This window comes from Xenorhabdus cabanillasii (assembly GCF_003386665.1).
Taxonomy (GTDB): domain Bacteria; phylum Pseudomonadota; class Gammaproteobacteria; order Enterobacterales; family Enterobacteriaceae; genus Xenorhabdus; species Xenorhabdus cabanillasii.
Map to the genome: position 1 here is coordinate 3,423,748 of NZ_QTUB01000001.1, position 24,256 is coordinate 3,448,003.

At 42.0% G+C, this 24,256-nt stretch carries 19 protein-coding genes; 17 read left to right on the forward strand and 2 right to left on the reverse strand.

Annotation, left to right across the window (positions count from 1 at the left end):
• Positions 1-362: 362 nt before the first annotated feature.
• Positions 363-2,105 carry a Hint domain-containing protein gene (locus BDD26_RS15515; protein WP_115827051.1) on the reverse strand — a complete coding sequence of 581 codons (1,743 nt, stop codon included), beginning with the start codon at positions 2,103-2,105 and terminating at the stop codon, positions 363-365.
• An 800-nt stretch (positions 2,106-2,905) separates the two neighbouring features.
• Here BDD26_RS15515 and BDD26_RS15520 point away from each other — a divergent pair.
• The 17 genes from BDD26_RS15520 (at position 2,906) to BDD26_RS15600 (ending at position 22,945) form a co-directional block, all read left to right on the forward strand.
• Positions 2,906-3,355, forward strand: coding sequence for a phage tail protein (locus tag BDD26_RS15520; protein ID WP_115827052.1), 450 nt, complete (start codon positions 2,906-2,908; stop codon positions 3,353-3,355).
• 15 nt (positions 3,356-3,370) lie between these two features.
• Positions 3,371-4,441: a phage tail sheath family protein gene (locus tag BDD26_RS15525; RefSeq protein WP_115827053.1), complete on the forward strand. Its 1,071-nt coding sequence runs from the start codon at positions 3,371-3,373 to the stop codon at positions 4,439-4,441.
• A gap of 11 nt (positions 4,442-4,452) precedes the next feature.
• The gene (locus BDD26_RS15530; RefSeq protein WP_115827054.1) at positions 4,453-5,847 is read left to right on the forward strand and encodes a phage tail sheath family protein; all 1,395 of its coding nucleotides are present in this window, start codon (positions 4,453-4,455) and stop codon (positions 5,845-5,847) included.
• Between the two features lie 65 nt (positions 5,848-5,912).
• Positions 5,913-7,151 (forward strand): phage tail sheath family protein, encoded by a 1,239-nt coding sequence (locus BDD26_RS15535; RefSeq protein ID WP_170140416.1) that lies wholly within the window; start codon positions 5,913-5,915, stop codon positions 7,149-7,151.
• A 15-nt stretch (positions 7,152-7,166) separates the two neighbouring features.
• Entirely contained in the window at positions 7,167-7,625 is a 459-nt protein-coding gene (locus BDD26_RS15540) for a phage tail protein (protein ID WP_036848766.1), read from the forward strand.
• Entirely contained in the window at positions 7,622-7,819 is a 198-nt protein-coding gene (locus BDD26_RS15545; RefSeq protein ID WP_115827056.1) for a DUF5908 family protein, read from the forward strand. Before BDD26_RS15540 ends, BDD26_RS15545 begins: the two co-directional genes overlap by 4 nt.
• Positions 7,816-8,508 (forward strand): CIS tube protein, encoded by a 693-nt coding sequence (locus tag BDD26_RS15550; protein ID WP_115827057.1) that lies wholly within the window; start codon positions 7,816-7,818, stop codon positions 8,506-8,508. Before BDD26_RS15545 ends, BDD26_RS15550 begins: the two co-directional genes overlap by 4 nt.
• Entirely contained in the window at positions 8,505-10,121 is a 1,617-nt protein-coding gene (locus BDD26_RS15555) for a phage baseplate assembly protein V (RefSeq protein ID WP_115827058.1), read from the forward strand. Before BDD26_RS15550 ends, BDD26_RS15555 begins: the two co-directional genes overlap by 4 nt.
• 10 nt (positions 10,122-10,131) lie before the next feature.
• Positions 10,132-10,554 carry a GPW/gp25 family protein gene (locus BDD26_RS15560; protein ID WP_115827059.1) on the forward strand — a complete coding sequence of 141 codons (423 nt, stop codon included), beginning with the start codon at positions 10,132-10,134 and terminating at the stop codon, positions 10,552-10,554.
• Positions 10,551-10,976 carry a hypothetical protein gene (locus BDD26_RS15565; protein ID WP_115827060.1) on the forward strand — a complete coding sequence of 142 codons (426 nt, stop codon included), beginning with the start codon at positions 10,551-10,553 and terminating at the stop codon, positions 10,974-10,976. The genes BDD26_RS15560 and BDD26_RS15565 overlap by 4 nt, the downstream gene beginning before the upstream one ends.
• A gap of 84 nt (positions 10,977-11,060) precedes the next feature.
• Positions 11,061-13,250, forward strand: a complete 2,190-nt coding sequence (locus BDD26_RS15570) for a baseplate J/gp47 family protein (RefSeq protein ID WP_115827061.1) — start codon at positions 11,061-11,063, stop codon at positions 13,248-13,250.
• Positions 13,243-16,170, forward strand: coding sequence for a hypothetical protein (locus BDD26_RS15575; protein ID WP_115827062.1), 2,928 nt, complete (start codon positions 13,243-13,245; stop codon positions 16,168-16,170). Before BDD26_RS15570 ends, BDD26_RS15575 begins: the two co-directional genes overlap by 8 nt.
• A 55-nt stretch (positions 16,171-16,225) precedes the next feature.
• Positions 16,226-17,158 carry a tail fiber protein gene (locus BDD26_RS15580; RefSeq protein ID WP_115827063.1) on the forward strand — a complete coding sequence of 311 codons (933 nt, stop codon included), beginning with the start codon at positions 16,226-16,228 and terminating at the stop codon, positions 17,156-17,158.
• 63 nt (positions 17,159-17,221) lie between these two features.
• Positions 17,222-18,781, forward strand: coding sequence for a contractile injection system tape measure protein (locus BDD26_RS15585; RefSeq protein WP_115827064.1), 1,560 nt, complete (start codon positions 17,222-17,224; stop codon positions 18,779-18,781).
• A 9-nt stretch (positions 18,782-18,790) separates the two neighbouring features.
• Positions 18,791-20,890 (forward strand): ATP-binding protein, encoded by a 2,100-nt coding sequence (locus BDD26_RS15590; protein ID WP_115827065.1) that lies wholly within the window; start codon positions 18,791-18,793, stop codon positions 20,888-20,890.
• 24 nt (positions 20,891-20,914) lie between these two features.
• Positions 20,915-21,817 carry a Pvc16 family protein gene (locus tag BDD26_RS15595; protein ID WP_115827066.1) on the forward strand — a complete coding sequence of 301 codons (903 nt, stop codon included), beginning with the start codon at positions 20,915-20,917 and terminating at the stop codon, positions 21,815-21,817.
• A 168-nt stretch (positions 21,818-21,985) separates the two neighbouring features.
• Complete coding sequence (locus BDD26_RS15600) at positions 21,986-22,945, forward strand: hypothetical protein (RefSeq protein ID WP_115827067.1); 960 nt, start codon at positions 21,986-21,988, stop codon at positions 22,943-22,945.
• Between the two features lie 180 nt (positions 22,946-23,125).
• Here the strand turns inward: BDD26_RS15600 and BDD26_RS15605 are convergent, their stop codons facing one another.
• Positions 23,126-24,166 carry an IS630 family transposase gene (locus BDD26_RS15605; protein ID WP_115827068.1) on the reverse strand — a complete coding sequence of 347 codons (1,041 nt, stop codon included), beginning with the start codon at positions 24,164-24,166 and terminating at the stop codon, positions 23,126-23,128.
• Positions 24,167-24,256 lie beyond the last annotated feature (90 nt).

The window sequence follows — 24,256 nt, forward strand, 5'->3', positions numbered from 1 at the left end:
AAAACTATCAAATATATTAATTTACATCGTGAGTGTCGATTAAATTAAAAAACCAAAGAATTTTATTCTGTCAATTAGTTAGAAATGATTATTCATAAATATTTTTAATTAATTTGGTGGGGATATTGTTAAGCGTTACTGTTGTTCTACGTCTGTTAAAGATCACATTTTGGTGAAAATGGGGATGGGATACAGCTCTATTATCGGCAGATAAAATCCACCAACTTAATGCTGGGAAAACCGTTGAGTAAGATTTTGAAGCTACCAGAAACTCGTCAACTGCCAAAAATGATGTTTGAAATTTTCTATGAATAAAAAACAAACCCTATCTTTTCAATAGGGTTTGTCAACTGTCTGAGATATCAATTTGCTATCGATACCTTTCTTTGCAGGTTATTATCACCGACTAAAATGCCACCAGCGAAAAGCAAGGCATCTTCAGGTAATAATTGACTTTTATCATCTGTTTTTTCTAACACGAAATTATACACGTTTAATGGATCTGTGTTTCTCAATTTAACTGAGCTAAGGGTAGTTTGACCACCACGTGTATATATTGTATCACCGATCTTAAGTTCATCGGCTTTTACTATTCCTCGTAATGTTGCAACAGGATGCGTTGGAGTCAGTGAAACTTTTTCACCGTTATTATAAATTAAATCAACAAATTCGGTATCGTGACCTACAATACGGCTTTTCACTTGTAATACACCACCTTGCTTTGTTAGGACTTTATCACCTAGACGTATATCTTCAACCTTCTTCTTAGAACCATCAGCCATATCTATTAATGTACCTTCAGCAATACAACCATATTGGATACTAATGGGTGGATAAATGTATTGTAAAGCAGACCGAGTACTTCCGGGATGATTAGTATAAGTGAATTGAATAGGATATGCTTGCTTATCAGACTTATCAGGAGTTGTGAGAATAGTAACCTGTAAATCCAATACATACTTCTCGTTATTTTTCCAGCATATTGACCCAAAATTAGCGTAGCCTGAGTCTTTGGAGAAATCCCATGTCAATTTTTTACCGCTTTCATCAACCGTTACATGTTCCCAAAATATATTTTCATCAATTGCTCTTACCTTACATCCACCACCAGTATCAAGGCCAACCAACGTCAAATCTGCGTGTATTGGTAATCTCTTGGTTCCCTTAGGCTTTCTATTCTCATCAATCAGAATATAGTCATGGAATTCAACACTGCCAATGATTTCCATATTGATATATGTCTTCTTATTTGGCAACTTTGGCGTCATTGGACCATAATCGCAAGCAGCAGGAGTATTAGGCTCAGGGTTTGCTCTATTTAGACAAACGATTATCGGTTGATCTAGATCCATGTTTTTTACACGAGTCGGTGCCGTATTATCCATCTTTTCTGGAGCATAGTCGAAAGCAAGTATATTTGATTTCATGAGAATTGGCCCGTCACTGATACTTATCCCATTTATTTTTCCCTGATATGTTGAAACAGCGATAACAGAAGATTGATTAGGATTATTAATACCATTAGGTATATCTTCTTCAGAAACGGCTTCCGTTGTATGGCTCCGTACTTCCTTACCCTCTATACTGCTTGAACCTGATGCGATTACCTGTCTAGATTTTTTATCTTTATCAAGTGCAAAAACCACAAGTGTGTCTTGGAACGATGAAGGAAGGGAAGGATCAGGATAGTAAAGAGAATTAAAAACTGTAGCTGAAATTGATTTATAATCTTTAGAAGGTACTATTACAGCCTGTCCGAAAAAATTTTCAGGATCTTTATTCGAGCGATGTATTTCAAGCGATTTCCCACTCTTAATCAGTGCATGTTGCTTTGCTTTTATCGTCTCAATATCCTTAAAAACATCAGGATACTTCTGTTCAGTAATACCACTGTAGCGTAACAGAGCTATATACCCCTTTTTATGAGATGGAATAGTTAGATTTATTACTTTAGGTTTATTATTTACCTTAATGCTATCTAAAAGTTCAGATACGGCCTTATAATCATCTATAGATAATGTATCAAGTTTCGTATCAGCAAGGCATGAGATTATAGGGGTGAGCAGTATGATAAAAAAAACAAATATTCTTTTGTATAGAGCCATAATTTTTCCTATGAAATAATAAAGATTTCTTAAGTCAAAAACATTACACAAACTTTATTTACAAATCGCTATTTGTTGAACTTTAAACTGATAGGTAGTATATACCTAATAAACTTCAATTTGCACAGTGAAAACACGAATAAGCCTTATTCCTCCTCGCCTTGTGAGAAAGAATAAAAGCATCTTGAAGTACGATGGTTATATTAATTAATAATCTCATCTTGAAATTATTAATTAAAGGGAAAACATATTGAAACTAAAATCATATATATAATTAATGGTCATTTGTAATAAAACGTCAAGTTTTTTATATTCTCCTGCCTTATGAAAAAATTTTCGCACAACTATCTACTGGGCTGTGTACTCAAAACATTGGATGAGTTTTATTAACTTTAAGCACAGCAGATATCCCAATATAAGTTTATTCCAGATAATTAACTTATCATGAACTCCTTCCTTCATAGTGAAATAAAAAATTCACAGACATTTAATATCACCCACCGTTTTCAATAATCAGACTTAATTATTAAAAATTGGAATAATGAAAAATTTGCTATGAACATATAAAAATGTCGGTTATATAACATTATTAAAAAACTTATCTTGAATCACTTTGTTAATTAATGATAGGAATAAAATAGAGATTATTTTCATAAATCACAAAATAAGTATCCCTCATAAATTCTAATCTTTAGAAATAAAGTTATTGCGGTAGCTATACCCATAGTTCAATACTAGTAAAACAAAGCGATAGAGCTTTTATTAGATTTTAAACATCAATAAACAATAAAGGAAAAATCATGGCCATAACTCCAGAAAAAATCGCTGTTGAATATCCCATTCCTACTTATCGATTTGTTGTTTCAGTTGGTGACGAGCAAATCCCATTTAACAATGTTTCCGGGCTTGATGTTCATTATGATGTCATCGAATATAAAGATGGCACCGGTAATTACTATAAAATGCCGGGCCAACGTCAATCGATCAATATTACCCTGCGTAAGGGAGTCTTCCCTGGCGACACTAAACTGTTTGATTGGATTAATTCTATTCAACTTAATCAGGTTGAGAAGAAAGATATTGCAATTAGCCTGACCAATGAAGCCGGCACCGAAATTTTAATGACCTGGAACGTAGCGAATGCCTTCCCGACCTCATACACCTCCCCTAATTTTGATGCCACCAGCAATGAAATCGCTGTTCAGGAAATAGCCCTGACAGCAGATCGTGTAACCATTCAAGCGGCTTAATAACGGAGAGATTTTATGACCACATCAACGACCTACCCCGGTGTTTATATTGAAGAAGACGCTTCGCTGTCACTCTCCATTAGTTCCAGTGCAACGGCAGTGCCTGTTTTTGCTGTCGCAGATAGCGATAGCAATACATTAATATCAGATAAGCCCTATATTCGCATTAGTAACTGGCTGGAATATCTGACACTCAAAGGTAAACAATTTGATCCTGCCAATACACTTGATATTGCACTACGTGCCTATTTTATTAACGGCGGGGGATATGGCTACCTTATCAAAACTCAAGATTTAGAAAAGCAGGTCCCAGTACTTGACGATGTGACATTACTGGTTGCCGCCGGAGAAACCATCAACAATGCCGTCAGCGCACTTTGCCAACCGGGCAAAGGCTTATTTGCCATTTTTGATGGCCCAACGACCACGCTAAAATCTGATGGCACATCTCGAGATAATTATGCTCAAAACCCATTTGCTGCCGTTTATTATCCCTGGCTAACGGCAGATTGGGCAGCCGATACCCCCATTCCCCCAAGCGCCGCCATTGCCGGCATCTATTGCTCGGTTGACCGCTCCCGTGGAGTTTGGAAAACACCCGCGAATGTCGTGTTACAAGGTGGGATGAAACCGATATTTAAAGTTACCGATGATTTGCAAGGCATCTATAACACCGGCAAAGCCATTAATATCATCCGCGAATTTCCGAATACGGGTGCCACAGTCTGGGGTGCTCGAACACTTGAGGACAGCGATAACTGGCGTTATATCCCGGTTCGCCGCCTGTTTAACAGCGCGGAGCAGGATATTAAAAATGCCATGAGCTTCGCGGTGTTTGAACCCAACAGCCAACCGACTTGGGAACGAGTACGCAGTGCCATCAGTAACTATCTGTACAGTCTGTGGCAGCAAGGTGGTTTAGCGGGAAATAAACCAGATGAAGCTTACTTTGTTCAAATTGGCAAAGATATCACCATGACCGATGACGATATCAAACAGGGAAAAATGATCATCAAAATCGGTATGGCAGCGGTTCGTCCAGCAGAGTTCATTATCTTGCAGTTTACACAGAACACCGCTCAATAATTGGAGGCAACATGCCAACAATACCAACTTATCCTGGTGTCTATATTGAAGAAGATGCGTCATTAAACCTTTCTGTTAGTCGGGGGAACACGGCAATACCCGTTTTTATTGGCGTTTTTTCACCCAAAAAAACCAACCTAATATCACAAGTAACACGCGTTAATAGCTGGCTAGATTTTACTAATCTGTTCAATGCGGGTTGTATTACATCAATCGCAATTAAATCAACAAAATTGGCTTCAACGCCTGCCCCAACTCTTTTCGAGAGCGTTAAAAGCGATACAGCAGTTGTTGCTACTCCCAATATCTCTGTTAATGCAGACAATAAAGATCCCGCTTACACTTACGCGGTGGAAACAGATAACTACTACACGACCAGTAGTGATGCCCTAAAACTTTATTTCCAAAATGGTGGCGGGCCTTGTTATATCCTGCCACGACCAAGTCATTTAACAGAAGGATTTCTGGACTCAATCCCTGAATTAATTGAACAGGCTTTAGAAATTACACTGATAGTCTGCCTTAAAGAAAGTGATTATAACCAGGAGGCGATATATAGCAGCCTAACCTCTTTATTAGAGGCCGGCTATTTCCTTATCGCTGACAGCTACACTAAAACCAGCATGCCTGACGTTAATGTGCAATCACAAACCGCAACGTATTATCCGGCGGTTAAAGTCTCACAACTTATTCAAGCAGAAGATAGCCAGATAGCAGTATCAGGTTATGAAGATGCAAAAACAAAACCCGATGAAGTCAAAAACCTGGCGCAACTCAAAGAAAAAAACCTCACTGTCTACCAACAAGCTGTTGAAGCAATACAGGACACAATAGCTTCCAACGGCAACACCATTCCCGCCAGTGCTGTCATGGCTGGCATATATTGTGCCACTGATGCCAGCCGTGGTGTCTGGAAAGCACCAGCGAATGTTGTGCTTAACGGGATTAGTGATGTCACTGAACGGCTCACTGACGATGAGCAAGGTACCATGAATCAAAAAGGTATCAATGCTATCCGTTATTTCAGTGGGCGTGGCTTTGTTGTATGGGGCGCACGGACTCTACAAAACGATGATAACTGGCGCTACATTCCAGTTCGGCGTCTATTTAATGCGGCAGAACGGGACATCAAGCAAGCAATGCGATTTGCCGTCTTTGAACCCAACAGCAAACCCACTTGGGAACGAGTCCGGGCCGCCATTGACAACTATCTCCATCAACTCTGGCAACAAGGAGCATTAGCGGGAAATAAACCACAAGAGGCCTATTTTGTTCAGATTGGTAAAGGTATCACCATGTCTGACGACGATATTAAACAAGGAAAAATGATTGTCAAAGTGGGTATGGCCGCAGTACGACCAGCTGAATTTATCGTTCTGCAATTTACGCAGGATGTCGCTCAGTAATCTCCATGATTAAACACAGGCACTGTATTGACAGTGCCTATCTAACCACTTTGGAGGAGATGATGATGGAAAGAATTCAACCGGGCGTGACCTTAACAGAAAGTATCATTACCACAGGCCAGCAAGAGATACCCAGCGCAGTGCCCGTATTTATTGGCTATACCGCCCATAATCCACAACAACTAAAACTACAGCAAGCAGAAACCGCAGTGCGTATCGACAATCTGGCGGAATATAACCAGCTATTTGGTGACAATCATCTGATGGCGTTGGCCGTCAGGCATTATTTCAATAATGGCGGGCAACCGGCTTTTGTTTTACCGCTGCCAGGCAATATGCCCTCAGCAAATATCACCCAAGCGGAAGCTGAAACCCTGATGACAGTATTAGGCTCTGATGCGGTAACAGAGGCCATTGGCGGTGAAACACAAATTACCCTGATTTTGGCACCGGATATCGCCCGGCTGAATGACAGTGTGATTAAGGATCAAAACACCTTAGTCAATCTGTGGTCTGAAGGTTGGATGACCCTGCTGCAACTGAGCCAGATCCGTTCCAACCTTTTTGTGCTGCTGGATGCGCCGGATGAAGTTGAACAAGCTCAACAATGTTTGAATGGTTTCTCATCAGCGTATCGCCAATGGGGAGCGGCCTATTGGCCTCGTCTGGAAACCACTTATCAGGACGTACCCAGCAAAGATATAGCCAACAAAGAAGGTATCGTACTCTCCCCCACCGCCGCCATCGCAGCACTTATTCAGCGCACAGATAGCGAAGTCGGTGTGTGGAAGGCGCCGGCCAATATTGCCCTGTCTCAGGTTATCCGGCCGGTTAAATCCTATCTTCAAGGGAATGTGCTGTTTAACGCCAATGGCGCTTCGCTCAATGTGATCCGCAGTTTCCCCGGCAAAGGCATACGCATATGGGGATGCCGCACGCTGGAAAACACCGATAATACGCCATGGCGTTACCTGCAAACCCGCCGTCTGGTTTCTTATGTCACCGTGCATCTGGCGCAATTGGCCCGTATGTACATCTTTGAACCCAATAACGAACTGACATGGATGAAATGCAAGGGACAAAGTTACAACTGGTTACGGCAATTGTGGTTACAGGGCGGCTTGTACGGATCACGGGAAGATGAGGCATTTACTGTGCTGTTAGGAGTAAATGAGACGATGACCGAAGAGGATATCCGTGCCGGGAAAATGGTCATGAAAGTCGCCCTGGCCGTATTGTCTCCCGCTGAATTTATTGAGATCAGTTTGGTCTTTGATACCCAAACGGGAGCGCTTTTGTCTTAAGAAGGAAAGAGCACAATGAACGATTATTACACCCCCGTGGTATCCCACCGTTTTATGGCGAGTTTTATTTTTAATGGCATTCCCGATCCGCTGGATATCCGCTTTCAGCGCATTTCCGGCCTGAGTCGGGAGCTTCAGGTGACCCAGCACAGTCAAGGCGGCGAAAACGCCCGCAATAACTATCTGGCCGAGAAGATCCAACACGGCACATTAACGCTGGAACGTGGCGTGATGACGGTTTCTCCTTTGACCTGGATGTTTGACCGCGTATTGCGCGGAGAAAAAATCGCCTATGCAGATGTGGTGATTATGCTGTTAAACGAAAATTTATTGCCCGTATCCAGTTGGACACTGAGCAATGCCTTGCCGGTACGCTGGCAAACCGGCGACTTTGACGCGAACAGCAACGCCATTTTGGTGAATACCCTTGAACTACGCTATCAGGATATGTGCTGGTTGGGAGTCAAAGTATGACAGTAGAAATCAGAGAATTAATCATTCAGGCAAAAGTGGTGTCATCAGCGCCAATACGACCAACGCAAGCGACTGAATCAGACCGGCAAGGCCATTCGTTGATTCAGGAAAGCCTGGATGAAGCAATCCTGATTGAAAAAATTAAACGCGAAGTGTTGGCCGCATTACGCGATGAGGAAGGGTGGCGTCCATGAGTCTGATTGAACGTGGTTTAGCAAAGCTGACCATTAATGCTTATAAAGACAGGGAAGGGAAAATACGGGCAGGCACCGTGCAAGCCATGTATAACCCCGATTCCCTGCAACTGGATTACCAAACGGATTATCAACAATCTCAGGCTATTAATAGTGAGAAACAACACAGTACTTATGTACAGGCCAGGCCCGCAGGGTTATCCCTTGAGTTGATTTTTGATGCCACGATGCCGGGTAACAAAACCCCCGTTGAAGCTCAGCTAATGCAGCTGAAACAACTGTGCAGTGTGGATGCCACCAGTAATGAAACGCGATTCCTGCAAATTAAATGGGGGAAAATGCGTTGGGAAAACCGCGGTTATTTTTCTGGCAGGGCGGAAGGTCTGTCTGTGAATTACACCTTGTTTGATCGTGATGCCACTCCCTTGCGGGCGCGGGTCATTCTGACACTGGTGGCGGATGAAAGTCTGGTCTTGCAGGAGACAGAACAGAACCTGAAATCGCCGGCAAAAATCGCCTTACGGGTACAAGATGGCGCATCGCTGGCGCTGATGGCAGCGAGTACGGCATCAACTCTGTCCGGCGGCGTCGATTATTTGACACTGGCCTGGCAAAACGGTCTGGATAACCTCAATGGGTTTGTACCGGGTGAAATATTACAGGCCACCAAAGGAGAAGACGCACCATGAACCATCAACTGAAAATTATTGCAGATGGCAAGGTATTGTCTCTTTTGGCCGCCGTCGATGTGGAGACCTATTACCGCGTTAACAGCATCCCTTCGGCAACGCTGAAATTCAGCCTGCCGGACAGGCCACTTTCCTCTTTCAGCCAGACAGATGTACAGGCAGAACTGGCCCATTGTCAAGTAGGCAAAACCCTGCGTCTGGAAGTGACTGATGGCGGCCGGAAATCGGTGTTGTTTAACGGCCTGATTACCCGTAACACGTTGAAGATCCAAAATAAGCAATTATTGCTCACGTTGCTCGTCAAACATCGCTTGCAACTGATGGTGGATACCCAACATTCACAACTGTTTAAAGACAGCAATGAAAAATCAGTCTTAAACACCCTATTGAATCAGGCTGGCATCAAGGCTCACTTTGAACAGATAGCCGCGTTAGATCAAAAGCATGAGCAGATGGTGCAATTTCGCTGTTCAGACTGGCGTTTTCTGCTGTGTCGGCTATCAGCCACTGGCGTATGGCTGTTACCCACGACAGAAGGCACCCGGCTTGTCCAACCTGAATCCCTGAAATCTAACTCAACCTATACCCTGAAAAACCGGGGGGATGAGAAAAAAGATATCGTCGTCAAAGATGCAAGCTGGCAGTTTGACAATCATCTTAACCCCGCTTCACTGGAAGTCAGTGGCTGGGATATCAGTAAACAACAGGAGTTGTCAGGCGGCCGCTACGGCAGTGTTGCCGTGGGGAAAGAGGCACTCTCCCCTGATAGGCTGGCGTCTTTGAATAAAACAAGTTGGGACATTCGCTACAGCAGTCCGTTAACCACCCAAGAAAGCGGCTATCTGGCACAGGGACTATTGCTGAATCAGCGTGTTTCTGGCGTCACAGGCGAATTCCTGCTTAAAGGCGATGGGCGTTATCAGTTAGGGGATAACATTCAATTAACGGGATTTGGTTCACAATTGGATGGCACAGCCAGCATTACGGCGGTTCGCCATCGTTTTAACCGACGAATTGATTGGGAAACCACCCTGAGCATGGGCTTACAACAGGAATATCTGTCCGTGTTGCCCGATGCCCCCGAACTGCATATTGCGACAGTAGCGAAGTATCAGCAGGACAAGGCAGCCTTGAACCGCATTCCGATTATTTTGCCGGTGTTGAATCGCCCAAATGAATTTCTGTGGGCAAGATTAGGGAAGCCTTACGCCAGTCACGAAAGCGGTTTCTGTTTTTACCCGGAACCCGGTGACGAAGTGATTGTCGGATTCTTTGAAAGTGATCCACGTTATCCGGTGATTCTGGGGGCAATGCACAATCCGAAAAATAAAGCGCCTTTAGAACCTACCCAAGATAATCAGGAAAAAGTTTTGGTGATTAAACAAGGTGAAAACCAACAACAAATTGTCATCAATGGCAAAGAAAAAATTATCCGAATCAATGCGGGAGATAATCAAATCACGCTCCAACAGGATAAAGATATTTCTCTGTCAACGAAAAAAGAATTAACACTGAAAGCGCAGACAATGAATGCCCAAATGGATAAATCGCTCAATCTGTCCGGCAAAAACAGTGTTGAAATCAAAGGTGCCAAAATTAATCTTACCCAGTGAAAGGTGAACAATGGAAAACCAAATACTGACACAACTCTATGGTCGTGGTTGGGCGTTCCCTCCCGCGTTTTCCCTTGAAAAGGGGGTGGAAATGGCTGAGGGGGCGGAAGATGTGCGCCAGAGTTTGCACATTCTGTTCAGCACTGAGCCGGGGGAGCGCCTGATGCGCGAAAATTATGGCTGCGGATTAAATGATTTTATGTTTGAAAATATCCGCAACGAATTGTTTGCTGAAATTGAATCCCATATCCATGACAGCGTATTGCGTTATGAATCACGGGCGGATATTACGGATATCCAAGTTCTTCAATCACCAAACAGCAAGAATACCCTGCAAGTGCAGGTCATGTACCGCCTGCGGGGAAGCGATATCAATCAGCAAATTCAGGGAACACTGGCACTGAGTGAAGGTCGGGTAATGGAGGTGGTATGAGTGAGTCCATTGTGACAGACGGTGACATACTCCAGTTTGATCCCAACTTTGGAAATCGACAGGTGACGGTTTCCAGCCCGGGTAAGATCAGCGGTAAAGGACATGCGCAGGTAAACGGCAAGAAAGTCTGCATTCTGGGGGATGAGAAACAAGTCAGGGTTTCTGCAACCTATATCACAGCAATGCATACAACACCGGGAACCGGCACCATTACCATCAGTGCGTTGGATGCCAGCCAGCAAGCCCTTCAATGTACCAGTGGCGCGGCCTTAATTATCAAGGGGCAGAAGTTTACAGCCATGTTTACGCCTCAATCACCCGCCATCAATAATACCGTGAACCCGCCGCAACCGGATGTTACAACGCCTTCATCGGGCACAGGAAGTTTTATCACTCAACAAAATTTTGCCACCGTGAATTAAGGCATTGGCTGAAACAAATCGAAATTAAACAGTGTGAATAATCCTTTATTCACAGAGGAATCTCTGTGCCACACAGGTGATATTATGGAATTAACTGAGTTAAATAATACATTGTCAGACTTGGTGCCGACGAACGGTTTTAAATTAGATAATCGAACCAGTTTGCAATTACTCCAATATATTGAAAAGTACACAAAAATAATTCCCTTCAATCAGGGCGATAACCATTGGAATGACTTTTTCTTTATGGCGAATAATACGCCAGAGAAACTGGCTGAATTATATCAAGGGGAAATCGAAGCCAATGGGGAATTATTACCTCATCAAGCTTTTCTATTAGCGGTATTACGATTATTGGAAACACCAATCTCCTTATTGAATACCTTACCTGCGGCTCATCGCAATCTCTATTATCGGGCGCTTTTGGGGCTGTCCCCCCGCCCGGCACAACCCGATCAGGTTGCCTTGTCGGTGGAACTGAATTCAACAGTCACAGAGCAACTGCTCACTAAAGGCACCTTGTTTGAAGCGGGACAAGATGAACAAGGCAATGCCCTGCAATATGCGCTGGATGCCAATTTGCTGGCGAACCGAGGCTATATTAGTGACTTGTACTGGTTACGGAATAAAGAACAGCAGCAATGGGTTATCGCGACCCCCTGGGATTTACAGGCACAGATAGCATTGCCATCTGATGGGATACGATTATTCAGTAAAACGGATCAGGATAAATCTGTGCTGGGCGGAGTGTTAATCACTTCCGCACAGTTGGCGATGGAAGAAGGGACCAGAAAGATAACTGTTACCTTTGAGAAAGACATGGATAGCAAAAGTTTGCTGGCACAAATCAGCAGTGGCAACCAATGGCTGGCCTTAACGTTAACTGACGGGGGAAATAAAAAAGAAGTCATCCTGACGCTTTCGGATAAAGAGCCGGCAATCAGTGCGCCAGAGGATCTGGATAACCTGGTTTTCACCCAGCCAGTACTCCGGCTACAGGGAGAAGACAGCCAGGCACTGCCCACAGTGACCGAACTCAAAGTGCAAGAGGCCGTAGATAAAGCCTCGTTCGAAACGTATCACATTACCCCCTTTGGTTATAGTCCCAAAATTGAGCCATTGGAAGCAAACCCCACGTTATATCTCGGTATCACTGACGTCGAGCCGGGACAAACTTTATCGCTCTATTGGAAATTAAAATCACCGCAGCAACCCGAAAAAGTTTCCTGGTATTACCTGAATCAAAAAAATCAATGGGCTGCATTGGATGCGTGGGTCAATGATGAAACCAAACATTTGTATCAGGATGGCACCTGGCAGGTTGTACTGCCCGCTGGTGCCTCCAATCAGGAAACAAAGATGCCAGCGGGACGCTATTGGTTAAAGGCAATCGTGGTTATCCCCACACATAACGACTCATGGGGAAAAAGCCCTTGGTTATACGGCCTGATCTATAACACCCTGACTGCAACATTGGTGAATGCCGATAACATCAGTCACAGCCATTTCTTAACGCCATTACCGGCAGGCACTATTCAGCGTCCGGTTGAACCCATCATTGTCGTGGCTTCAATCAGCCAGCCTTGGGCGTCATGGAATGGACGTGTACCAGAAACCGACAGCGCTTTTTTTGAACGGGGAGCTCAACACCTGTCCCACCGTAACCGAGCCTTAACCTGGGGCAATATGGCGACACTGTTAAAAGAGCGTTATGTCAGCATCTTTGATGTTAAGTACCCAGACAATGATGAACTCACCAGAGTACCAACATTGGAGGAACAGAAACTGATAATCATTCCTGCCAACCGATACAACGACAGCGATGACCCTTTGCGTCCGGTACTAAACCCGGCACGTCTGCAAGAAATGGCCGAGTGGTTACAGCAAAAAGCCTCTCCCTGGGCTGAGATTAAGATCAACAATCCCCAATATGTTGATGTGAACATTAATTACACGGTGGTTTTTAAGCCGGATGTTAACAACGATTTTGGCTATCGCCAGCTACGGCAGCAACTCAGTGAGGCGTATATGCCCTGGAGCGTCGATGAGCAGCGACCCGTTATGTTGAATAACAGCATTAACTATTACCAGTTACTGGCGACCATTCAACAGCAGCCGCTGGTTGAGCGGGTCACCTGTCTGACGCTGTGTCGGGCGGATGCGGCTAAAGGCAGTGATATCACCGTATCGGTGGAAGCCAAAGATAATGAGGTGCTGATTTTAGTCTGGAACGCAGACGATAAGCTGCAATGCCGAGGAAATAACGATGAATAATCAAGATGCACTGTTTCATAAAGTGAAAGACGGTATTCACTTTGATACCTTGCTGGAACAGGCTCATCAGGTGGTTGAGCAACAGGCCGGAAAACAGTGGAGCGACACAGCGGAACACGATCCCGGTATCACCTTTCTGGAAGGACTCAGTTACGGTGTGTCAGATTTGGCTTACCGTCACACCCTTCCCCTGGCAGATTTACTGACTCCTGCCCCAGATAACCAGATCCAGCAAGACGGAATTTTTCCCGCTGAATTTGGCCCTCATAAGACGCTGACTTGTGGGCCAATCACTACCGATGATTATCGGAGAGCGTTGCTGGACCTGCATAGCAGCGACTGGGCAGGGGAAACTACTCTACAGAATAAAGAAGATTTTCTGTTCCGTAATGTGCAACTGATACGTGAACCGGAAAATCTGGGGTATACCTATTGGTATAATCCGGACACAAGGGAATATAGTTTCCAAAAGGGTGATAGTGAAAATGTGAAAGAGTTTGTATTGCGGGGAAATTACTGGCTTTATCTGGAACCCAGCCGTTATACAGAAAAGAACAAAGCCACCGCCACCCAACAATTGAAGGATTTTTTAACCGATAACCGCAATATCGGGGAGTCAGTCAGTCAGATTATCTGGTCACAACCGGTTGATTTTCCGCTATTACTGGATATCGAACTGGGTGATGATGTACAGGATGTCGCCGGTATTTTCGCGGCCGTCTATAGCACCGCAGAGCAGTATCTGATGCCTGAGGCACAGCGTTACCGCACTGAAACACTGCAAGATGCCGGAATGTACAATGATGAAATCTTTGAAGGGCCACAGTTGCAACATGGCTGGATCCCTGAATTGCCGACAGCCCGTGACTATACGCAACGGATCATACTCAATCTTAGCCGGCTGGTTAATAAACTGCTTGAGATTAAGGGTATTCAGAATGTCAATCGCCTTCAGTTGGATAAAAGTGTTGATACAAACCTGATTGAGTCGGTTACAGGGGATGCTTGGTCGTGGTCAATTAAAGAAGGCTATTACCCTCGCCTGTGGGGTCAAGATCCGCTCCATCAATTGGCACAACATGATGGCCCACTAAGAGTGATCGCCAAAGGCGGGATCAGCGTTACGGTGAGTGAACAACAGATTCGGGGCAGCTTACCTAATCCTTCCCTGATCCAGAATACACCTGTGGTATTGGCTTATGGACGGCATCGCGATGTGGGCCGTTATTATCCCGTCAGCGATACATTGCCCGCTTGCTACGAATTACAGCAGCCCTTATCTGAAATTGAAAATGAACATGCCCAACGTTTGTTGTCACTTCATCAATTTATGCTGCCATTTGAACAGTTGTTGGCTTGCGGCTGTCAGCAAATTGCCATGCTACCGAAATTACTGGCTTTTCAGCGCGAGGGATATGAAGTCTGGGGTGATCAGTGGCCGTTTAAGCCGGGTTCTGTCAATGATGAAGCCCATCAGGATTACGCCACTGAATTAAAGGAACAGTTAAAAAAGATCGCGCTCGATAGCGATCACGAATTGGATATCGTCAATTACCTGCTCGGCTATTTTGGCACTGAACGGGCACCAAATACCTTTATCACCCCCATCGATGATTTTCGCGCTGTGCAACAGGGCTATCTGGCTCAACAACCGACATTAACTTATCACCGTGCCAACATTCGAATTGATCAGGTTTCTTCGCTGCAAAAACGCATTGCTGCCCGTATAGGGTTAGGCGGTGAGCTGTTTAAACCGGAATCGGAGCTTGTCCTAAGCCAACTGCCTTTTTATCTGGTGGAACACCGAGCATTGCTGCCAATCAAGCCCAATAGCCAGTTTGATACAAAGCAGAAGCCGGACTGTGTATATAAGGAAGAGAAAGAGGAAGAGAAAGAGGAAGAGAGCCAGACCAAACCGCCTTATCTGGTGATTAAGCAAGACAGTATTAATGGCAAGCTGAGACAGGGGCAAGTGATCAATTTAATCCTCTGTGAAGGCGAACAGGGCAACACCCAATTTACAGTGCGTGGTCAGATGATAGTCAAAGCCGAGGAAGATCGGTTTTGGCTGGACGTGGGTAATAGTACGCAACTGGAATACAATCTGGAACGGATAATGACCGCCGCCAAAGCAAAAAAACTGTTCTGGCAAAACAGCGTGGTCTGGATGGAAGATATGAACTACCGTCTGGCCTACGATAGTGACCAATCCCAGAATGGCAAGCCATTGCCTGATAACCAGCGGCGTCTGACCCGCACAGCACAAACCCCCTTCCCGTCCCTAATTGCGGTAGGTAATGAAATTACCCTGACCAAACATTTAGGGATAGTCGGTGTCACACAGGAATATCCTGATGACTCAGAAAAACTGTATGCCAAAGTCGTCAGCTTTGATCGTATCAAGGGTACTTTGATTATTGAAAATCAGGATAGTTCGACATTGACGTTCCCTGCTCCGGAAGAAGCCTGGCGATACAGTTGGTATTTTTCAGGTGAGGAGTATGGAAAAACCGATCGTTTCTCATTTGTTATCAGCGTAGTAGTAAACAGTAAGTTAATTAACGACAAGCCCGGTGTTGATCCCTATAAACTAGAAGAATGGGTTAAAGAAACCATTTTTACCGAGTTCCCTGCCCATATTTCTATGATTATTCACTGGATGGACCCGGAAGCATTTTTAAATTTCGGCATGACTTATCAACGTTGGCAAAATAATGGTGCACCTTTGGGTGATTCTGCCTATTCGATTCTGGAAAGCCTGACATTAGGTACATTACCTTCTGCTTTAAAAGGCATAGGAACAATGCGAATTGCTACACCGCACCAAAGAGAGGAAGTTGTCGGTGAAAACAACGATGAGTGGAATACCAAAAAGATAATCCAGAATGAATTGTTCTATGTTCCGAAAGAGAACGAATAAGTAAAAATATCTACTAATCACAATTTTAAATTAAATATAGTTTATGGAGTTAGCCATGAAAGAAATTCGTTATTCTGTAAAAACACAAGAGCAACAAACATTAACTGACTCAAAAGGTATTGGGCCTGAGACTGATAAATTAAAAGATAAATTTAAAGACGGCAGTATTCCTTTACAAACCGATTTCAATCAATTAATTGATATTGCCGACATTGGTCGTAGAGCGACTGGACAAGCTCCCGGACAATCAGGAGAACCGGGTAACGGTTTGAGTTTGACAGATGATGGAACTTTACAGACCGTTGTGAATTCAACCGGCGGACTGCATTTTGATAAAAAAGCATTAGCAATTAAACCTTACTATGGGATTAACGTTGATAATAATGGTGTTTCAGTTAAAGCCGGTGATGGCATAAAAGTGGACAATAACGGTGTCAGTATTGATTCCAATAAAATACTCCCCAACGGAATGATTGTGATGTTCTCTGGTAATAGTGCTCCTGCTGGATGGGCTTTTTGTGATGGTAATAATGGAACGCCAGATTTAAGAAGTCGCTTTGTCATGTGTGGTGAAACTATTTCTGAGACAGGAAAAAGCAGCAGTAAAGCCACTGGTAGCGGCAGTGGAAAAAACTACTCCAGAAATACAACATCAACTCAAGTTTCTGTCACTGTTAATGTGCAATATACAATGTTAACAGAATCACAAATACCTAGTCATCGACACATTGGGGGGATGGCTTATTATATGAATAGTGGGATGCAATATGGAAACTCTTTCGGTCCAGGGACATCGACAGACGTAATAAACAACAACCCTTACTCCGTAGGAATGACTAAAGCCACTTCACCTCGTTACGCATACACATCAAACACAGGCGAAGGGCAAGGACATAATCACCAAGCAACAGCCTTATCCCCTTCACATAGCCATAGCGTTAATGTAGTTCCGCCCTATTATTTATTAGCCTTTATTATGAAACTTTAATTCTATTTCACAAATACAGTTTTAAATTACCTATTATTTACTCATTACCAAGGATATATTGATATGAATTCGGAGCCAAATCTGTTAAACCGGATTACCATTACTATTGAGGCTAATAATCAACAGGTGGCTAAAAAAGTATTACATGGCTCCCTGCTTAATCAAACCAGTATAAATAAATTACTCAATTCATACTTTTATGAATATAACATTCATCAGGATATCTCTTTAGAAACATTAACCCTCAATCTTGGTGAAATAAATTTTCATGATTTTAATTCACTGTTTCCTGCTCGCCTCAAGATGGAACTAAATAAAGCATTCAGCCAATATCAGATAAACAACCATAAGGAAGAAATTCTACTAAATAAAACAATATCAAATCAAATCACCGATAAGCCTTCTATATCTGGCGATAACAATTTAATTAATGCAGAGAATTTCATTCACTCTTTATATCAAAAACATTCCCCATTAAACCTAACGGAGTCAATAGAAGATAATAGAAATAACGACATCAAAAAATTAATAAATCAATTAACACAAATAGAAAACAAATCCGCGTTATTATTAGCAAAAAGCTGTTTGTCTGAACAGAGTTTAAAACGACTCCTGGCTATCAGACAACCCGCTTTATTAAGCGCCATCAATCGCAGATTATCGGAAAACACCAACGAACCACAATATCAGGAGGAACCAGTCTCACCCGGGCAACTGATACTCAATGCATTGAGATATATACAACGGCATAATACACAGAATATTCCCAAACCTGATACAAAAGTGATATCTCATATCACAGCCGAGCTAAATAAAAGTTCACAACATGATGAACCTATTATGACATTATTTCGTCAAGCTGTAACTCACCACTCCCCGTTAAATAAGTGGCTAAAACAGCTCTGGCAAACAATTCCTATTTCACAACTCTGTAAAAAACATCTATCAGTTCAAGAATACCAATATCTATCGGAACACTTTATTTCAAATAAAGCAGATGAAAATAGATCCAATTCAGAATCAGCACCGGATATATCCGTTACAGGAGTCAATAACCGAAACCAACTTCGAACTATCAACAAGTCACATTCTAAATCCGTTTTATTGCCTGAAAAAACCACCCTATATCAAGTCAGTAACACCGGAATATTAATTTTATGGCCGATGCTACCAGCACTATTTAATCAGCTTGGTTTACTTGAGGAACAAAAATTTATCCATCGTCAGGCCCAATTTAGTGCCGTCAATTTCCTTGACTACCTGATTTGGGAAACCGAAGAAACACCAACAGAACGAAAAATGCTGAATAACGTTCTATGTGGGTTAATGGCTGATGAAAATAGTGAATCAATCTCTATTGAACCAGAAAAACAATTAATAACCACACAATGGCTGGATGCTATTATCACCCAACTTCCTGCCTGGAAAAAACTAAGCCGTAATGATGTCCGCCAATTATTCTTACAACGTCCGGGTGAATTGCGAATCAATGAACAGGAAATCAATATTACAATACAACAACAACCATTCGACGCATTATTGGCCGATTGGCTGTGGCCATTAAATATCGCCAAACTTCCCTGGCTGGATCGCCCTTTACGAATTGACTGGCAAAACATTTAAAAGGTTTATATGGACTACCTACTGACAAATAACCACGGTGAACTTCAACCGATAACCCCTGAATTACGCTGGCTTTATTCTCATCTGGAACGTATTGACCTGCGATTGCAGCACTATTATTACCAGAAAAGAGACAGGTACGATTCATTACCGGAAAGTTTTTTACTTACCGAAGATGAAGTAGAACAACGTCTGGCAGAACCATTCGGTGTTCCTCATTGGCTACCTAAAGCAGATAATATTATTCACTGCTCAGAAACAACCGAGGAAAACCCTGCCTTTGATCCATTATCACTCTTGGTTGAACGTTTTGAACTGACTGAATTTGAACGTGTTGCTTTACTGTTAGGTTTATTACCCCATTTTGACAGTCGTTATCATGCGTTATTTGCCGCTCTAAATGGTAACAGTAAAAAACAGTGGCCTAGTTTTGCTTTAGCAATTGAATTATTTAGCCAGCGTCAAAGTGATTGGCAATTACTGCAAAACAGCTTGTTACCACAAACACCATTAATTAGCAGCCACCTATTACAGCTCAATAACCACCAAGAATCTGTCTGGTTACAAACGCAATTTTTAACCCACAATGCTGTCTGGCATTTTCTATCAGGCCAGCGGGTTATTTTACCTCCTCTAACAACCTGCGCTTATTGGAGTATCCCTGTCTCACAAAATTGGTATCCACAAACTGTTTTTCATTCACTTGGAAAAATCTTATTGAATAAAACCGACGAGATTCTTCCACTGGTAATACTTAGAGGAAAACAGGACAGTGCCAGAGAATTAGCAGTAAGCAATATTATGGCTTCTCATGATATCAATACGTTAACTCTTGATTTAGCCCGTCTGCCAGATGATGAAAACCCAACTGAAATAGCTAACTTGCTGGCAAATGCAATACGGGAAGCCCGTCTACACGATGCCTGTTTATTAATCAGCAACTTCTCTTTATTGATACAAGAAAAGAAAACATGGCATAACGAATTATCCACCCTACTCAATCAGCCTAAATTACGCATAATTTGCCTGGCAGAACCACAAGATTCATTAGTATGGATTAAACACCTGCCGATGGTACAAATTAATATGCCAGCACTTACTCTGGCGGATAAAAAAAACATGTTACAAGCAAACTTACCGAATACTGTTGCTCAGAAAATAAATATGACTCAATTATGTCAACGTTTTTCATTTACAGCAGAAACATTACCGTTCATTCTTAAAGAAGCATATCAATACCAAATACTCCGACAACCGGAAGGTCAATTGGAAGAAACCGATCTACGTAAGGCATTAAACTTTCGCGCTCAACAAAATTTCGGTAAATTAGCCCAACGAATCACCCCAAAACGCAATTTTAATGATTTAGTGATTTCAGATACATTGGCGCAACAGTTAAAAGAAATCATTGCGGCCATTCATTACCGTGACCAAATTCTAAGCGCTGGATTTCAGGAAAAAATCAGCTACGGCACCGGTATTAGTGCATTATTTTACGGTGAATCAGGTACCGGCAAAACAATGGCCGCAGAAGTGATTGCCGGGTATCTTGGCGTCGATTTAATTAAAGTAGATCTCTCAACCGTAGTGAACAAATATATTGGCGAAACGGAAAAAAATATCTCACGCATTTTCGATTTAGCCGAGGCGGATTCCGGGGTACTATTTTTCGACGAAGCCGATGCCCTATTTGGCAAACGCAGTGAAACCAAAGATGCCCAAGACAGACACGCTAATATTGAAGTTTCTTATTTATTACAACGGCTGGAGGATTATCCAGGGTTAGTCATTTTAGCCACCAATAACCGCAGCCATTTGGACAGCGCGTTTAATCGCCGTTTTACCTTTATCACCCGTTTTACTTATCCCGATGAAACATTACGTGAAAAAATGTGGCAAAAAATTTGGCCCGAACAACTGATATTATCCAATGAAATTGATTTTGAACATCTGGCTAAACGGTCTGATTTAACCGGAGCAAACATTAGAAATATTGCCTTATTATCATCGATATTAGCCGCGGATGATAACAATGGACAAATCGCAAATAGGCACATAGAGCGAGCAGTGATACTTGAATTAAATAAAACCGGCCGATTGGCTTTCTAAATACTCAGTGGGATTGGAATCAACATGACAACTATAATTGCTTCTGACAATATCATTATTGAAGTGAATAAAGCATTAAATGCCATTTTATCGCAATACTTACAGATGCCAGGTTCACAAATTAATATTCGCTTTGATCTACCGGAAATTAATTCAACCCAATCGGAACCGACGGTGAGTGTATTTCTGTATGATATACACGAAGAGCTACAATTACGCACTGCTGAACCAAGGCGTTATAATCCTGCAACCAGCACATTATTACCAGGATGGGTTAATATCAATTGTAACTATTTAATCACCTACTGGGATGCTAATAAACCCTCAAGTGACAGCTCCAGCCCAGATAGCCAACCGGATAATCAGGCGGCACAAGTGATGACACGGGTTTTGAATGCATTAATAAATAATCGCCAATTAACTGGTATTCCCGGTGCCTATACGCGCGTTATTCCACAACAGGAGAATTTAAACAGCCTGGGTAATTTTTGGCAGGCTCTGGGTAATCGCCCGCGCATCTCCTTGCTCTATTCAATTACTGTGCCAATGAAGCTGAAAAATATTGAAAATAATATCATATCTATTAGCCAAATATCCGCTACTGTAGATCAAAAATCTAGCCTGGACAGTTCACAAATAAATCAAGCCCTGACAGATAAATTATGTGCCGACTTAGGTGGTACAGAAGATGTCCGCCTTGCCCTTAATAAAGTGAATATGACAACCGAGCCTGATACAGAAAACAATCAAAACCTGGAAAATCAAAATGTTATTGTTGAAGTTTCCGGTATTACCGGTGCAACTTATTTATCACAAATAAAAGATATACTTAAAAAATGGAAAAACAACCAACAGGCTATTATAAAGATAAATGGTGTTGGTATTATTGTTTCTAAAGAAAATGCTGATAAGTTAATTGGAATTTAAAATTAATTCTTATATTAAAATAACCACCAATCATTCACCTAACAAATAATTATTCATTAAAAATAATTATTTTTAATATATTTATTTGAGATTTCCGTGTTATAAAACTATTAACTTAATCCACATGTTATTCATTGTCATTCTTCAAACTCTTCTATAGGTGAAATAATGCTAAACGAAAATGTTAAAGATCATGGTAAAAAAACAAAAAATAATGCAGAAGATCCCCAAAATAGGGAGATAAATAGCAATTCTTTAGAAATTTCCTGCACCACCGCACCACCAGCACCACCAGCACCACCAGCACTGAAATTATTTTCCAACCTTCCTAATAAAAGGTCACTAAATAATGTAGGAAATAATAATCCGTTCAAACCAAAAGATGAAAATGTACTTTTCACTGAAAGCGGAACAGTAGAATCTGAAGATTGGGAAATATCAGAACAGATAAAAAATTATCTAGGAGAAGGCGGTTTCTCTACAATTTCTAAAGCAATCAAAGAAGTATTGAAAAAAGAAGACATAAAACCATTGAACCCCATAGGCGTTACTATGAAAGGAATAATCGAGGAAATGAAAAAAGCTGATGAAAAATATAGGCAATATGAATACAACGATGAAGATATAACGGATAACCCTATAGCTTGGACGAATCCTGATAATGGAAAAATTTATATAGGAATAAATTCTCCAGAATACTCGCATTTGAATAATAGAGGAGAATCTGAGCTCAATTTGGCAAAAATAATATCTACAATAATTCATGAAGGCCTTCATGCGTCATCACATCAGCATAAAGGCTTACAGCCTCAAACTAATAAAGAAGAAGGCAACCTAGACTATGATGAATATGTGACAGACTATTTTGCAAGAGAAGTTTATAATAAAATATTACCCGGTAAAGACTATGTTACCAATTATTTTACTAAGGGATTAGGCGGTAAAAATAAAATGTGGGGAGGAAATATTGTTGAATTTATGATTCAATCAAAACATTCTTCTTTGGAAGAAATAAGACAAGCTTATGCAGAAGGTAAACCATTTAATGAACTAGATGGTAAATTACTAGAGGATTGGAAAACATATGCAAAATTGGGGAAAATACCTGACCTACCCAATCAAAATTAATGGGTGAAGTTATCTCAGTCAGATCAATTATAGAGCCTTAATAAATAAAAAAACAATCTCTCATATGAATATTGAAGTACAAAATATCCAGTAAGTTATTTAAAAGAATACCAATCTATTTATTTGCATAGTCATGCATGTTGCACTTACCATGCTAAATATTGCAATATAAATAAGGTTTCATAATAGTGCTACACCCATTTTTTGTCTTCCTGGTTCTTGCTGTGATGAAAACGATTTCAAAAAGGCATCAACATAATTAAGCAACTGCCACATAAATTGACAACAATGATTTCGCGTTACTGTCTCATGGAGCGATTGCCATAACCGTTCTATTTTATTTAGCCACGGGGAATAGACCGGTAAAAACAACAGGGTAAATTTGGGATGCAGGGCCAACCAATCCTTTACCTTTTGACTTTTATGAATACAGTAATTATCTAAGATTAATGTGAGGGTTTCCGCATGGGGATATTGATGATTCAGTTCATCTAACATTTTGATAAATAAATTAGAGTTCTTTTTTATTCCCTTAACATAGGTGACTTGTTCTGTTTGGGCATTCAGGCAGCCCGCAAGGTAATATTTTTCATTTTTTCCCGGGGTGATAACCCGTTTTTGTTGCCCTTTGAAACACCAGTCGGCACCGATTTTCGGGTTGAAATCAATATCCACTTCATCTTCATAGAAAACAGGATGTTTTTCTGAGATATTCGCTCTAGCTTCCGTGATCTTTGCCATTTTTTCATCATATTCAGGATCGGGTTGTTTTACCGTTGGCGCTGCTCTGCGCCAGACAATCCCCGCCTGAACAAAGTAGCGATAGAGGACACTTTGTGTCAGAGAGGTGTTGAATAATTCATTGAGGGTATGAGTCATCAGCTCAAGGCTCCAGCGAGAACGGAGATAGCCTAACTCTTGGGGGGATTGCTGTAATAAGAAAAGCAAGAGGTTATAGAGCGGGGAGAGATCCCAGACAGGAGGTCGGCCAGCCGGTAAACTTTTGAGCCCTTCCAGCCCATATAATGTAAACCATTCAACCCAACGATTGACGGAAGAGCGTGCGGCATGGAGGGTTTTGGCGACATAAGTCACTGTTAATCCTTCATTGAGCATCAATAACGCCGTTAATCGACGGGAATAGTTCTTATCATGGGTTTTATGGATAAGTTTTCTCATTTTCTGGCATTCATCTTGAGGTATAGGTGCTATGATAGGCATCACTCAGTCCGTGTTGAGATTTGGGATTTTTCGCAATTGATCAGATCGCAAAAATCGGACTGAGTTCCCTCCAAGTGATCTATTATTTTG